The sequence below is a fragment of the Aedoeadaptatus acetigenes genome (genome assembly GCF_025566985.1).
GTDB lineage: Bacteria > Bacillota > Clostridia > Tissierellales > Peptoniphilaceae > Aedoeadaptatus > Aedoeadaptatus acetigenes.
Map to the genome: position 1 here is coordinate 48,758 of NZ_JAOQJD010000001.1, position 14,717 is coordinate 63,474.

General features: G+C 50.1%; 15 protein-coding genes. All 15 read right to left on the reverse strand.

The features are described from left to right. Positions 1–197: 197 nt before the first annotated feature. The 15 genes from rplT to leuS all read right to left on the reverse strand — a co-directional run bounded on the left by rplT (position 198) and on the right by leuS (position 14,710). Entirely contained in the window at positions 198–548 is a 351-nt protein-coding gene (rplT, locus tag OCV31_RS00280) for a 50S ribosomal protein L20 (RefSeq protein WP_108830775.1), read from the reverse strand. 15 nt (positions 549–563) lie between these two features. After that, the gene (gene rpmI / locus OCV31_RS00285) at positions 564–755 is read right to left on the reverse strand and encodes a 50S ribosomal protein L35 (RefSeq protein WP_108830776.1); all 192 of its coding nucleotides are present in this window, start codon (positions 753–755) and stop codon (positions 564–566) included. Positions 756–765: 10 nt separating this feature from the next. Then, positions 766–1,347, reverse strand: coding sequence for a translation initiation factor IF-3 (infC, locus tag OCV31_RS00290; protein ID WP_108830777.1), 582 nt, complete (start codon positions 1,345–1,347; stop codon positions 766–768). Positions 1,348–1,426: 79 nt separating this feature from the next. Further along, positions 1,427–2,056 (reverse strand): uridine kinase, encoded by a 630-nt coding sequence (udk, locus tag OCV31_RS00295; protein WP_148471500.1) that lies wholly within the window; start codon positions 2,054–2,056, stop codon positions 1,427–1,429. Then, on the reverse strand, positions 2,053–3,276 hold the full coding sequence (locus OCV31_RS00300; protein ID WP_148471502.1) for a peptidase U32 family protein: 1,224 nt from the start codon (positions 3,274–3,276) through the stop codon (positions 2,053–2,055). The genes udk and OCV31_RS00300 overlap by 4 nt, the downstream gene beginning before the upstream one ends. Next, positions 3,269–3,913, reverse strand: a complete 645-nt coding sequence (locus OCV31_RS00305) for an O-methyltransferase (RefSeq protein ID WP_148471504.1) — start codon at positions 3,911–3,913, stop codon at positions 3,269–3,271. The genes OCV31_RS00300 and OCV31_RS00305 overlap by 8 nt, the downstream gene beginning before the upstream one ends. A 26-nt stretch (positions 3,914–3,939) precedes the next feature. Then, positions 3,940–5,610 carry a ribonuclease J gene (locus OCV31_RS00310; protein WP_148471506.1) on the reverse strand — a complete coding sequence of 557 codons (1,671 nt, stop codon included), beginning with the start codon at positions 5,608–5,610 and terminating at the stop codon, positions 3,940–3,942. Continuing rightward, the gene (locus OCV31_RS00315; RefSeq protein WP_108830782.1) at positions 5,600–6,055 is read right to left on the reverse strand and encodes a Fur family transcriptional regulator; all 456 of its coding nucleotides are present in this window, start codon (positions 6,053–6,055) and stop codon (positions 5,600–5,602) included. The genes OCV31_RS00310 and OCV31_RS00315 overlap by 11 nt, the downstream gene beginning before the upstream one ends. Positions 6,056–6,120: 65 nt before the next feature. Then, the gene (ruvX, locus tag OCV31_RS00320) at positions 6,121–6,537 is read right to left on the reverse strand and encodes a Holliday junction resolvase RuvX (protein WP_108830783.1); all 417 of its coding nucleotides are present in this window, start codon (positions 6,535–6,537) and stop codon (positions 6,121–6,123) included. Position 6,538: 1 nt separating this feature from the next. Then, positions 6,539–7,480: an aldo/keto reductase gene (locus OCV31_RS00325; RefSeq protein WP_148471509.1), complete on the reverse strand. Its 942-nt coding sequence runs from the start codon at positions 7,478–7,480 to the stop codon at positions 6,539–6,541. 44 nt (positions 7,481–7,524) lie between these two features. Then, positions 7,525–7,782, reverse strand: a complete 258-nt coding sequence (locus OCV31_RS00330) for an IreB family regulatory phosphoprotein (RefSeq protein ID WP_148471511.1) — start codon at positions 7,780–7,782, stop codon at positions 7,525–7,527. Positions 7,783–7,830: 48 nt separating this feature from the next. After that, positions 7,831–10,470, reverse strand: coding sequence for an alanine--tRNA ligase (gene alaS / locus OCV31_RS00335; protein WP_267303706.1), 2,640 nt, complete (start codon positions 10,468–10,470; stop codon positions 7,831–7,833). Between the two features lie 122 nt (positions 10,471–10,592). Next, positions 10,593–11,831 carry an AI-2E family transporter gene (locus OCV31_RS00340; RefSeq protein ID WP_148471515.1) on the reverse strand — a complete coding sequence of 413 codons (1,239 nt, stop codon included), beginning with the start codon at positions 11,829–11,831 and terminating at the stop codon, positions 10,593–10,595. A 3-nt stretch (positions 11,832–11,834) separates the two neighbouring features. Continuing rightward, positions 11,835–12,233, reverse strand: a complete 399-nt coding sequence (locus OCV31_RS00345) for an RrF2 family transcriptional regulator (protein WP_148471517.1) — start codon at positions 12,231–12,233, stop codon at positions 11,835–11,837. Positions 12,234–12,301: 68 nt separating this feature from the next. Further along, positions 12,302–14,710 carry a leucine--tRNA ligase gene (gene leuS, locus OCV31_RS00350; protein WP_148471519.1) on the reverse strand — a complete coding sequence of 803 codons (2,409 nt, stop codon included), beginning with the start codon at positions 14,708–14,710 and terminating at the stop codon, positions 12,302–12,304. Between the last annotated feature and the right edge of the window lie 7 nt (positions 14,711–14,717).

The following is a 14,717-nucleotide window of genomic DNA, read 5'->3' on the forward strand; positions in this document are numbered from 1 at the left end:
CCTGCCGATGTGTGATTCGCCGACGCTTGAGGAAGCATTAAAAGCAATGTTCCGATTGAAATTAAAACCAAAAAGGAAATTGCCAGGACAAAGGGCGGGTTATGGGAAATTTTTTTCTGAAGACGATTTGGTAATTTCACGCTCTGCTCCTAAAATAAAATACACCCCACAGGGAGTATCCCCATGGGGTGTAGCGCTTATTCTCCCTTAGCTACTTGAACGAGTTGTGCAAATGCATCCGGGTCGTGAATTGCCAATTCGGAAAGAACCTTGCGGTTAATGTCTACATTGGCCTTTTTTAATCCACTGATAAAGCGGCTGTAGCTCATGCCGTTCAAACGTGCGGCGGCATTGATTCTCGTAATCCAAAGTTTACGGAAATCTCTCTTCCTTTGCTTTCTGCCAGCAAAGGAATAGCTCATGGAGCGCATAACCGCTTGGTTTGCTACGCGGTATAATTTCGATTTTGCTCCGAAGTAGCCCTTTGCTTGTTTTAATACTTTTTTATGACGACGCTTTGCGTTGACGCCTCTTTTTACTCTAGCCATGTCTTACCTCCCCGATTACGGAATCATGTTGTCGATGCGGCGAGCATCGGACTTTGAAACCAACGATCCTTTACGCAGATTCCGCGTTCTCTTTGCTGTCTTTTTGCCCGTTAAGTGGCCTTTGTAAGCTTTGAATCTTCTTAATTTGCCGGTTCCCGTTCTGGTGAAACGCTTGGCGGAACCTCTATGCGTTTTCATTTTACCCATCGTATTCCTCCTACTTATTCTCCGATTTCGAGCGGAAAAACATAACCATGTTTCTGCCTTCCATCTTCGGTTTTTTGTCTACTTCCCCGTATTCCGAGACAAGTTCCGTAAATTCATCCAAGACTTCGCGGCCGATTTCGGTGTGACCCATTTCTCTTCCGCGGAAGCGGACGGCGACCTTTAAGCGGTTTCCGTCTTTCAAGAAATCCTTGGCTTTATTGGCCTTCGTGTTTAAATCATGGGTCTCGATTTTCGGCGTCAAGCGGAGCTCTTTTACCGTAATCGTCTTTTGTTTCTTCTTCGCTTCCTTTTCCTTCTTCATCATATCGTAGCGATACTTTCCGTAGTCAAGAACGCGACAGACCGGCGGCTTCGCCTTCGGCGCAATATTGACGAGATCCAATTTAAATTCGTCAGCAATAGCTCTTGCTTTTTCAATGGATACAATACCTAACTGTTCGCCTTCGGGATCAATTAAGCGCACTTCTTTCGCGCGAATTTCTCCATTGATTTGAATTTCTTTAATGACTAAACACCTCCATAGGCAACAAAAAAAGCGGGCACACAAAGACCCGCCATAAAACTGGAACATAACCTTAAAACGTAGTCGTAAGGTGAGAAGCGGACTTCTTCTTCATGCTCGAATAGTGTATCAAATCCCCGGGCGCGTGTCAAGCTTTTTCTATTTCGGCCAGGATATGATTCAGTTTCGTTTGAATTAAATCCACCGCCACTTTGTTGTGGCCCCCTTCCGGAACGATAATGTCGGCGTAGCGCTTCGACGGCTCTACAAATTGCAAATGGGCCGGCCGCACCGTGGCCATGTACTGATCGATGACCGAATCCAAGCTGCGTGCCCGCTCCTTCATGTCCCGCTTGATTCGGCGAAGGATGCGCACGTCGCTGTCCGTGTCCACGAAAATCTTCATGTCCAAGAGATCCAAGACCCGAGGCTCGGAGAAAAGCAAGATCCCTTCGATTAAGATGATGTCCTTAGGCTCCAGGCGGATCGTCTCTTTTTTGCGATTGTGCACGGAAAAATCGTACTCCGGCATATCCACGCTTTTGCCCGACTTTAAAGCCATGAGATGCTCGATAAACAGATCGTTGTCAAAGGCAAAGGGGTGGTCGTAATTGGTCTTCACCCGCTCTTCGGGAGACAAATGGCTTTGATCCTTGTAGTAATTGTCCTGACGAATCACCGTGCAGCGGGCGCCGCCGGTGTTTTTCAACAACTGCTCGGTGACGGTGCTCTTGCCGCTTCCCGATCCACCGCAAATGCCGATTAAGATTGGTTTCAATCCTGCACCTTCTTTCGAATCATATCCTTCGCTTCCACCGCTTGAGGCACGGTTGCGGTAAATACCTGCCGGGCTTTATTGGCCACCTCGATGGGCGCGCCTTCCTCATCCGCCATGTCGTCGATGGTCCATGTGAAGAAATCTTTCCCCGGTCCGAAGATTTCCACTTCGTCGCCGCGGAAAATTCGATTTCGCTGCTCGATGGTGGCTCGCTTCGTTTGGGGATCGTAGTCCAATACGACGCCGACGAAGTCGTAATCTTTGATGTAGGTCACGGAATCGCTGATGCCCTCGGGTCCCTTGGCTTCGGAATAGTAAAAGCCCGTGGTGAAGTCCCTGTGGGATACTTTTTTTATCTCTTCGAGCCAGCGGGGATCGTAGCGGTAGTTTTTCGGATCGGCGTAATAGGCGTCGATGGCCATGCGGTAGGCACGAATCACCGTGGCCAGGTAATAGGCACTTTTCACCCGTCCTTCGATCTTAAGGGACCGAATCCCCGCCTCAATTAATTCGTCGATGTGCTCGATCATGCAGAGGTCCTTAGAGTTTAAAATAAAACTTCCCTCTTCCGTGGATTCGACGGGGAAGTACTCGCCCGGGCGATTCTCTTCCACGAGATGGTACTTGTAGCGACAGGGCTGAGCGCAGTCCCCTTGATTGGCGTCGCGCCCCGTCATGTAATTGCTCATAAGGCAGCGGCCGCTGTAACTCATGCACATGGCGCCGTGAACGAAGGTTTCGATTTCTACGCCCTCTACGTCTTTTTCAATGGCGCGGATCTCGTCCAAGGTGAGTTCCCTGGCGAGCACCACCCGCTCGGCGCCCAAGTCCCGCCAAAAGCGCACGGTTTCGCTATTGGTCAAACTCCCCTGGGTGCTCATGTGAATGGGCAGTTTCGACGCCTTTTTCACCCGCATAAAGATGCCCGGATCGGCGACGATCACCGCGTCCACTCCCGCTTCTTCCAATTCGCAGAGGTAGTCGTCCAGCCCGTCGAAATCCTTGTCGTGGGGAATAATATTTAAGGTCACATGGACTTTTCTTCCCCGAGCATGGGCATATTCGACGCCTTCTTTAATTTTTTCAACGGAAAAGTTTTTCGACGCCTTTCTCAGGCCGAAGGCTTCTCCCCCTAAGTAGACCGCATCGGCTCCGTAGTCGATGGCGGTTTTTAATTTTTCCAAATCCCCTGCCGGTGCCAAAAGTTCTATCTTATCCATCCAATCTCCTTATTAACAACAATCCGTCGCCGACGGGCAACACCGTGGCCGATAAATTATCCGCACGGAGCACCCGGTACAAGAGGCGTTTCAGTCTTTTCACGATGGTGATTTTACGGCGCTTAAATAATTTCTTTGACGCGAGCATGCCGTGAAAGAGCACATTGTCCATGAGGATGACGCCTCCGGGGGCCAGTCGGCGCAAACTTTCTCTCAGATAGATCTCGTATTGCCCCTTGGCCGCATCGATAAATATAAAATCGTAGCTGCCCTCGTCCTTTTGAATAAATTCCGCGGCGTCTGCGACGACGAGGTGAATCCTGTCTTCCAAATGTTGATTTTGAAAATGGGTGCGGGCGTTAACGGCCCGGTCGGGATCCAGTTCCACCGTGGTAATTTCCGCATCGGGCAACGCCCGCGCCATCATGGAGGCGGAATAGCCCACCGCCGTCCCCAGTTCCAAAATGCTTTTCGCCCCCAGAAGCGGCAGAAAGAAATTCAAAAAATTTTCCACCTGCGCGTCGATAATGGGCACGCCCTCGGCTTCGGCGAAGGCGCGCAAATCCTTCAAATAACCGGCGGGCTCGGGAAAAAGCTGCGCCAAATAGTCTTCGATAAACGGTTCTGTTACATGCATGAGAAAAAAGCCGGTTAAACCGGCTATTATACATCCATAATGATGGGCAGGATCATGGGATTTCTTCGCGTCTTCTTGAAGATGAAGTTTCTTAAATCGTCGCGAATTTGCGATTTAATCGAAGACCAATCCTTGATGTTTTGACGCTTGCAATTTTCCACGGATTTCGTCACCATGTCACGCACTTCGTTCATCAAATCCGTGGATTCGCGAACGTAAACGAAGCCTCTGGAAATAATGTCCGGACCGGAAACCATTTGGCCGGTTTTTTTGTTCATGGCAATAATGGCGATGATCAAGCCGTCTTCGGCAAGGTGCTTTCTGTCCCGAAGCACGATGTTTCCCACATCGCCGATGCCCAAGCCGTCGATTAACACTTGTCCCGCTTCCACATCTTTTACGCGACGGGCCTCGGTCTTGGTCATTTCCAGGCAGTTGCCGTTGTCCATCATGAAAATATTGTTCTTGGGAACGCCCATCTTTTGCGCCACTTCCGCGTGTTTCAATAAGTGCTTAACTTCCCCGTGAATCGGGATAAAGAATTTGGGCTTTAAGAGATTCAAGAGAAGCTTGTGCTCTTCTTGATAGGCGTGGCCGGAAACGTGGATTTCCGATAAGGATTCGTAGATGACGCGGACGCCCTTGTCTAAAAGGCGATTGATGACCGTGTTCACCGCGCTTTCGTTTCCGGGAATCGGATGGGCGGAGAGAATAATCACGTCGTCTTTGGTGAGCTGAATGCGCTTGTGCTCGCCGGTGGAAATCCGGGTCATGGCGCTCATGGGCTCGCCTTGGCTCCCCGTGGTAATTAAAACCAATTGGCGGGGATTGTATTTGTTCATGTCCTTAATGTCCACGATGGTGTTGGGCTTTACTTTTAAATAGCCTAAATTTTCCGCAATGCCCATGACATTCAACATGCTTCGGCCGCTTAATACCACTTTCCGATTGTAGCGTTCCGCCGCCGTAATGATCTGTTGGATCCGGTACACATTGGAGGCGAAAGTGGCGATAATAATTCGGTTGTTGCGCATGAGGGCGAAGAGACGGTCGAAGGTGGCGCCGACCTTGCGCTCGCTCATGGAAAAGCCTTCCCGAAGCACATTGGTGGATTCGCTGAACAGGGCCAGGACGCCGCGGTTTCCGATTTCGGCCAAGCGATTTAAGTCGATGGGATCGCCGGATATCGGCGTAAAGTCCACTTTAAAGTCCCCGGAGTGAACCAACACACCCAGAGGCGTGGTAATGGCCAAAGCAGCCGCATCGGGAATGGAGTGGTTCACTTGCACCCATTCCACTTCAAAGAACTTGCCGATTTTTACCGGCTGCTTGTAGCTCACGTTCACCATTTTCGTGGAGCGCAGGAGGCGGTGTTCCTTTAATTTGTTTTCCAACAGGGCCAAGGTCAATTTGGTTCCGTACACGGGCACATTGATCTGTTTCAACACATAGGGCACGGCGCCGATATGGTCTTCGTGGCCGTGGGTAATGACGATGCCCTTGATTTTTTGCTTGTTCTTAATTAAATACTGAATGTCCGGGATGACGATGTCGATGCCCGGCATATCGTCTTCGGGAAAGGTCATGCCGCAATCGACGACGATAATCTCGTCCTTGTATTCGATGACGGTCATGTTCTTTCCCACTTCGCGCATCCCGCCTAAGGGAATGATGCGAAGCTTCTCTTTATACTTCATTGGCCTCTCCTTCTTTTTTGCGACTGCACTTGTCACAAATGCCGTAGAATTTTAAATTATGATCGGTAATGTGAAAGTGCACGGTTTTTTCTATTTCTTCTTCTAAATCGTCCAGTAAATCCACATTGACTTCCGTAATTTCGTGGCAGACATTACAGACCAAGTGGTGGTGCTTATGCTTTTCGTCTTCGAGGCGACGTTCGTAGCGCGTCGTGCCGTCTTCGAAGGTAAGTGCCGTTAAAAAGCCGATGGATTCCAAGAGGCTCACGGCGCGATAAACGGTGGCGATACCGATTTCGGGCATTTTCTTGCCGGCGTAATGAAACACTTCTTCTGTCGTCATGTGTTCGCCTTCTCTTTCGGCAAAAACTTCCATAACTACCTGACGCTGTTTGGTAAACTTATAGCCTTTTTCTTGCAAAAACTCTTTAAATGTATTGTCCATGGGATACCACCTATATTCGTTACTATCGCTGATCGCCTAAAACACGACAAATAAAGGCCCTTCGCCTAAAGAGGCAATTGATCCAAGTAGGTTTGAAGGATCAATACGGCCGCCAATTTGTCCACGTGTTTTTTTCTGTTTTCTCTTCGAACGCCACCTTGCATAAGTACCGCTTCGGCACTAGATGTGGTCAGTCGTTCGTCCACATAAATAATTTCCATGCCCAACGCCTCCTTCAAGTAGTCGGCGTAATTCATGGTCCTTTTCGCCTGAAAGCCCAAAGTGTTGTTCATGTTTTTCGGCAACCCGACGATCAGCTTTTCAACGTCGTACTTGTCGATCAGCGCCTTGAGCGCCGCTGCATCTTCCGCCTTCGATGCCCGAATAATCGTCGTCACCCCTTGGGCCGTGATGCCCAAAGGATCGGAGACGCTGACACCGATGGTCTTGTTTCCAATATCCAATCCTAACAATCGTTTCATTTTAAATCACTTTAATGCAAAATTCGGGGCAGACTGTGGCGCAGTAACCGCACAAAATGCACTTGTCGTTCACCACGGCACGGCCGTCTTCTACGTGAATGGCATCTTGTTTGCAGCGCCTTTCGCAACTGCCGCAACCGATACAGTAATCGCCGATAATCAGCTTCCGCTTCTTTTTCGATACATCCTCCAGGGCACGCTCGTTTTCTTCGCCACGCAAAAAAAGATCCGCGTTGTAGTCAATTTCTTCCTTGGACTGCATGCCGATTGCGGTCGAGTCGATGCAGTCGATGGATGAAATCCACTTTAAAGACGCTCTGTTTTCGGCGATTAAGTGGCCGCCGCCCAGGGCTTTCATGGAATAGATGCCGATGCCCTTTTTGTGTCTCTGTTCGATGGCATTGAGCATTTCCTCCGGCGTGCCGTCTTGAATCCCCACGCCTCGTCGATTGATGATGGGATGGATCACCTCGATCTCGGGGAAAAGAGCCGTGGCATTAACGCAACCGATAAAATGGGTGGAAATGCCGATGGCGCGAATGTATCCCGCCTCTTTTAATTCCACCAGGCGGTTCAATGCGCCCTTGTGCCCCTTTAGAGTCAGGAGGGATTCCTGTTCGTGCAACATGAAAATGTCGATGTAGTCCGTGTCCAATTCCTTCAGCGCTTTTTTTACGCTTGCATCGGCCGTCTTTTCGTCGTAGCAGTAGGCCTTGGATGTAATCACCCATTCCTCACGCCCGAGTTCTTTAATCGCCCCGTGAATGTAGGCGTAATTATCGTAGATTTCCGCCGTATCTATAAAGTTGATACCCTTTTCGTGGGCATAAACCAATAGTTCCGTGCCTTTTTTTAAGGGCAAATTCGCCTGAAATCTCGAAAATGTCAACGAGCCGTAGCACAGTGGCGACACTTCGATCCCCGTTTTTCCTAAAACTGCCATAAATCGCTCCTAAAAACAGAATAGAGATGAGCCCAAGCCCATCTCTAATCTTCCTTTAAATAGAATGTCAGTAACTCTGACAGAAGTTCGTCACGTTCAATGGATTGAATGATACTGCGCGCGTCTAAGTGGCTGGTTATATAGGTGGGATCTCCGGATAGTATATAGCCAATAATTTGATCGATCGGATCGTATCCCTTGTCTTCTAACGCATGAAAAACAGTGGTAATTCCCTTGCGGATTTTCTCGCTGTCGCCATTGGTTTTTTCGAAGATATGCGTTTCAAACTGATTATTGTCCATATAATCTCCTCCATAGGAGCATTATACCACAAATTCCACCGGCCGACATTAGTTTCCTATGGCATTTACAATATCTTTTACTCGGGCCATGGCCTCTTCCACTTTACCGGCATCTTTCGCACCGGCCGTAGCCATGTCCGGACGACCGCCACCGCCGCCGCCGGCAAATTTCGCTACTTCGCGCACGATGTCGCCGGCTTTAAAACCTTTTTCGATGAGGTTTTTCGGCGAAGCGCAGACGAAGTTGACTTTGCCGCCTGAAACAGTGGATAAGACGATCAGGGCATTTTCTTTGTCGCGAAGTTTTTCTGCCATGTTCCTGAGATCTTCCACGGCGACGTCGGTAAAGTGGCCGCGAATGACATGGATGCCCGCGATGGATTCCACATCGCCCACTTCTTCGGCCATTTTGCTCTTGGCCATATCGGCGTGGAGTTTCGACAGTTCTTTTTCCAGACCTTTTTCCTTATCCAGGTGTTGGACCAATTTGTCGATGATCACATCGTCGGTAACTTTTAAGAGACCGGCGATTTTTTTATTTACGCCCATGGAGCGGTTTAAAAGTTCATAGACCGCAGGCCCCGTCACGGTTTCTACGCGGCGCACGCCGGCGGAGATGCCGCTTTCCGACAGGATTTTAAACAGGCCGATTTGCGCCGTATTGTCCACATGGGTCCCGCCGCAAAGTTCTTTGGAGTAGTCTCCCATGGAGACGACGCGCACCTCGTCGCCGTATTTATCTTCAAATAAACCGACGGCGCCTGCATCTTTCGCTTCGTCGTAGGAAAGAATTTCCGTCTTCACGGGCATGGATTTGAAAATCGCTTCGTTGACCGCTTCTTCGACGGCGCGAAGATCCTCGTCTGATACGCCTTCGTAGTGGGTGAAGTCGAAGCGCATAAAGTCGGGACCCACATAGGAGCCCGCTTGATTGACGTGATCGCCTAATTGATCTTTCAGGGCCTTGTGGAGCAAGTGGGTGACGGAGTGGTTGCGGCGAATCTTTTCCCTTCGCTTTTTATCCACGACAGCGTCGACTTTTCCCGCAGCGGCGATGCCTTCTTCCACCGTGCCCACGGCATAGATGTGGCCGGTCTTCGTCTTTTGCGTATCTTCCACGCGGATTTTAAATCCGTCTGCTGTGATATATCCCGTGTCGCCGATTTGGCCGCCGCTTTCGCCGTAGAAAGGCGTCGGTGTCAAATAGAACAGGCCCTTTTCCCCGGCGCCTAATTGTTCTACTTCTTCGCCCTCAGCGAGAATATGCAGAAGCGTCGCTCCGGTGACTTCCGTGGTTTCGTAGCCGACGAATTCGATGGCTTCATCCACATCGTTCAACTCGAAGGAGGAGGCGCTGGACCAGCCGATTTCGTCGGAATCGTCCCGGGCTTCTCTGGCCCGTACTTTTTGGGCTTCCATTTCTTTTTCAAAGCCCGCTTCATCTAAAGTGAAGCCGGATTCGGCGAGAATTTCTTGGGTGAGGTCCACCGGGAAGCCGTAGGTGTCGTAAAGCTTAAAGGCTTCGGCGCCGGAAAGTTCCTTCTTGCCTTCTTTATTTAATTTTTCGATTTCTTCATCTAAGAGGCTCATGCCCGTTTCCAGGGTCTTCAGGAAGCGCTCTTCTTCGCGTTTAATGACGCGAGCGATGACCTCGCGATTGTCGTCCAGTTCCTTGTACTGCACTTTCCACGAATCGATGACGCTTTCTGAAAGTTTGTATAAAAACGCCCCTTCGATGCCAAGATTGCGCCCGTGTTTGGCGGCGCGACGGGTGAGGCGCCGTTCCACATAGCCGCGGCCTTCGTTGGAAGGCACGATGGAATCGGAAATCATAAAGGTAATGGCGCGAATGTGGTCGGTAATGACGCGGACGGACTCGTCTTTTTTCTTGTCCGTGCCGTATTCGTAATCGGCCATGGCGCAGATGTCTTCCAAAATCGCGTGAATGGCGTCGATTTCGAAGATATTATTGGCATCTTGAAGCACCGATGCGATCCGCTCCAGGCCCATGCCCGTATCGATATTGGGATTGGACAGTGGATGGTACTCCCCTTCTTCGTCTTTATCGAATTGGGTAAAGACCAAATTCCACACTTCGATGTAGCGGTCGCAATCGCAGCCGGGCTTGCAGTCCGGGTCGCCGCAACCGTGTTTTTCGCCGCGGTCGAAGTAGATCTCCGAGCAGGGGCCGGAGGGGCCGACGGCGAGTTCCCAGAAGTTGTCATCTTTTCCTAAGCGCACGATGCGCTCTTTCGGCAGGCCGATTTCTTCGTTCCAAATGGCGTAGGCTTCGTCGTCGTCTAAATAGACCGTAGCCCAAAGAAGGTTCGGATCGATTTCCAGGACGTCGGTTAAAAAGCCCCAAGCCCAATGAATGGCTTCGCGCTTAAAGTAGTCGCCGAAGGAAAAGTTGCCGAGCATTTCAAAGAACGTGGCGTGACGGTCGGTCTTTCCAACGTTTTCGATGTCGCCGGTGCGAATGCACTTTTGCGAGGTGCACACGCGGTGTGCGGGAGGTTCCGCTTCTCCTGTAAAGAATTTTTTCATCGGCGCCATGCCCGCACCGATAAGAAGCAGGGATTTGTCTCCCTGGGGTACTAAGGAAAAACTGGGCAGAGCCAAGTGTTCGTTTTGTTCAAAATAGTCCAAGAACGCCGAGCGTATCTCGTGTAATCCCAATGGTTTCATAATGCCTCCCGATATTTGTATAGTCTCTGTATAAAATTATAAAGTCGCATGGACCGAAAGTCAATTTTCTTGCACTGATTCGGCACTTGAGAAAAAGAAATAAGCGGCAGGTAAACCGCCGCTCATTGCACTTTTCTTAATTCTTCTTTTCTTCGCTTGCCGTCTCTTAACTTCATGGCGATGAAGTTTTTGATAATCACTAAAATGGAGAATATGGGCACGGACAGGATCATGCCGATGACGCCGAAGGTGCCGCCGCCGATAAAGATACACAAGAGCACGATGGCCGGGTGAAGGCCGGTGCGCTTGCCCAAAATTTTCGGGGCAAACAGATTGTTTTCCGCCCATTGCAGAAAGACGAAGAGCACCGACACCCACAGGGCCTTTGTCCAGGAATCCATAAAGGAGAAGAAAAAGGCGGGGACAAAGGCCAAAAAGGGGCCGATGTATGGAATGATGTCGGCGATCATGGTAATAAGGCCGATGGCCACGGCGAAGTTCACGCCTAAAATAAAGAGCATCAACATGGTCATGAGACCGACGATAAAGGCGAGGAGCAATTTCCCTTTCACAAATTCCATCATGGCCGAATTGATTTCGCCGGCCAAATAGAGGATGTCCGAACGGTAATTTGAGGGAATGGCCTTGTACATTTTTACCTTTATCCGGTTTTTATCCACGGTAAAGTAGTAGGTAAGAATCAAAACCAAAACAAAGGTGACCATGCGGCCCAAGGCGGCGTACATGCCGCTTGCCATAGAGCGCACCTGATCCAGCAGGTTGTTTTCCACGGCATTTAAATAGGATTCCACCTGTTTCTGTCCGCTGGACATAATCCGCTTCATATCCAGATTCGTCATCTTTTCGATCTGATCGGAAGCATCCAGTATGCGGGCGTTCAACTCGTTTAGCCACTGCGGCAGAGCCACAAAGAGGTTTCTCAGCTCTTCGATTGTTTTCGGAAGAACCACGACAAAGAGGAGAACCAACACGAGAATAAAACCCACGTAGACGATCAAGACGCCGAAGCGCCTCGGGATTCGTTTCGTCTCCAAATAGTTCACAAGCGGATTGATAATGTAGGCGAGGATCATGGAGATCACGAGGGCCGCCAGGGCCGTTCGTAAGACGGGAAATTTTGAAAACACGTAGCGCAGGGCGATCAGTGCCAAAATTCCCAAGAGGATGAAGCCGACGACTTTCAAGTCCACGTGAATGCGCCGACTCTTGTCGATGTACTGGTTTCCGATGTTTATGAGATAGTAAACGCTTAATGCGATGAGCAGAATAAGCAAGATGCCCCGGATGACCACGAGAAAATTCGGCGTCACCACATTAAAGAAGGAATCAAATTGATTCATAGGCTACCTCATATCCGCAAGGGACATGGAATTTAATACGCCGTCGACTTCGTCTTGAATGCGATCCAAAATAGATTTGGCCGAGCAGGCCACGCCTCGGTCGCAGTTGATTTCCTCATCGCTTGTGCAACAGGAAAAAGCCATTTCTCCTTCGAGGGCCGCGATGACGTCGCCGATGGCGATGTCTTCCGGCGGCGAGGCCAATACATAGCCCCCTTGGGCGCCGCGAATGCTTTCAACTAAGTTCCGTTTTTTCAAGCGTGAAAACAATTGTTCCAAATAGGCCACGCTAAGGCCTTCCGCCTCGGCGATGTAATTCACCGAAAGAGGGCCTTTGCCGTAATTTTCGGCTAAATGGTACATGGCCATGAGGCCGTAACGACCTCTGGTCGATAACTTCATGTCTTCACCTCCTTAATTCCGAGTTGTTTTCTATGAATAAGATACCCTATTCACTTCGTCCTGTCAAACTACTTGACAACAACATTCAAAATCTTGCCCGGAACATAGATTTCCTTTACTACGGTTTTGCCTTCCGTTTGTTTGGCGAAGTTTTCGTCATTGTGCATGGCTTCGAAGGCTTCTTCTTTCGTTGCCTCTCTGGGTAAGGTGATTTTATAGCGCACTTTGCCGTTGAATTGAACGGGCACTTCGATGACATCTTCGATGGTTTTTTCTTCGTCGAAGGTGGGCCAGCTTTGTTCGCACAGGTAGCCGCCCAGTTTGCACATATCCCAAAGCTCTTCCGTAATGTGAGGTGCCACGGGATTTAAGAGAATGAGGAAGGTTTTAAATTCCGCCGTATTGACGCCGACCTTTTGGAAGAGATTCACGGCGCTCATCAATTGGGCGATGGCCGTGTTGGCTTTTAAGTGTTCGTAGTCGTAGCCGACTTTTTGAATGGTTTGATGCATAAAGACTTCCGTCTCTTTTCTATATGCATCTCCCGGTTGAACATTTTCCGCCAGGTTCCATACCCTTTCCAGGAAGCGGCGGCAGCCTTTGACGCCATTGTCGGACCAGGGCACGGATTTTTCGAAGTCGCCGATAAACATTTCATAGGTTCTCAACGTATCGGCACCGTAGAGGTTGACGATGTCGTCGGGATTGATGACATTGCCGCGGCTCTTACTCATTTTGCCGCCGTCTTCGCCTAAGATCATGCCGTGACTCGTCCGCTTTTGATAGGGCTCTTCCGTATTGACGACGCCGATGTCGTAGAGGAATTTATGCCAGAAGCGGGAGTAGAGCAGGTGAAGGGTGGTGTGTTCCATGCCGCCGTTATACCAATCCACGGGCATAAAGTATTCCAGAGCGTCTTTTCCTGCCAAGGCCTCGTCGTTATTGGGATCGGTGTAGCGCAGGTAGTACCAGCTGCTCCCGGCCCAGTTTGGCATGGTATCCGTTTCGCGCATGGCGGGCTTGCCGCATTTCGGGCAAGTGGTGTGGACCCACTCTTCGACAGCCGCTAAGGGCGATTGGCCGTTGTCAGTGGGCTCGTAATTTTCCACTTCGGGCAGTTCCAAAGGCAGCTCTTCTTCGGGGATCGGCACCCATCCGCAGTCGTCGCAGTGAACGAGGGGGATCGGTTCGCCCCAGTAACGTTGTCTCGAGAAGACCCAGTCGCGCAATTTATAATTGGTTTGGCGATTGCCCAGGCCTTTTTCCGTAATCCACTCGATCATTTTTTGAATGGCATCTTCCACTTCCATGCCGTCGAGGAAGTCGGAATTGATCATGTGGCCCGCATGAATGTCCACATAGGCCGCTTCTTCCACATTTCCGCCGTCGATAACGGGGACGATGGGCAGGTCGAATTTCTTTGCAAATTCCCAGTCGCGCTCATCGTGGGCGGGCACGGACATAATGGCGCCGGTGCCGTAGGTCATTAAGACGTAATCGGAAATCCAAATGGGAATCTCCTTGCCGTTGGCCGGATTCAGGCCCCAAAGGCCTTCAAGTGCCACGCCGGTTTTTTCTTTGGAAAGCTCCGTACGCTCGAAATCCGATTTCTTTTCCACTTCCGCAATGTAGGCGTCCACTTCGTCGATGTTTTTAATCATGTCGCGGTGGTCTTTTACAATGGGATGTTCCGGTGCAACGACCATGTAGGTGGCGCCGAACAAGGTATCGGGGCGGGTGGTAAATACGTTCAGTACCGTGTCCGTATCTTTCACTTCAAAATGAATTTCCGCACCGACGCTCTTGCCGATCCAGTTCCGTTGTTGGATCTTTACGGGTTCGATGAAGTCGACGTGATCTAATCCTTCCAAAAGGCGATCGGCATAGGCGGTAATCTTTAACATCCATTGGCTAATGCGTCTGTGCTTTACTTCCGCCCCACAGCGTTCGCATTTGCCGCCGACGACTTCTTCGTTGGCCAGACCTATTTTACAGGAGGGGCACCAGTTGACGGGCATTTCTTCCTTGTAAGCGAGGCCGCGTTTAAAGAGTTGCAGGAAGATCCATTGGGTCCAGCGGTAGTATTTCGGATCGGTGGTGTTGATTTCTCGCGACCAATCGAAGCTGAAGCCCAGGCTCTTTAATTGCTTTTTAAAATTGGCGATGTTTTTTTCCGTGACGACACGGGGATGAATTTTATTTTTAATGGCGTAGTTTTCCGTAGGCAAACCGAAGGCGTCCCAGCCCATGGTGAAAATGACGTTTTCGCCTTCGTAGCGGCGCTTTCTGGCTACAATGTCCAGGGCCGTATAGGGGCGCGGGTGGCCGACGTGAAGCCCTTGTCCCGAGGGATAGGGAAACTCGACTAAGGGATAAAACTTTTTCTTTCCGGGTTCGACGACGGCCTTATAGGTCTCGTGTTCGTCCCAAAAATCTTGCCATTTCTTCTCGATGACTTTCGGATCATAATTTTTCATCGTAAAC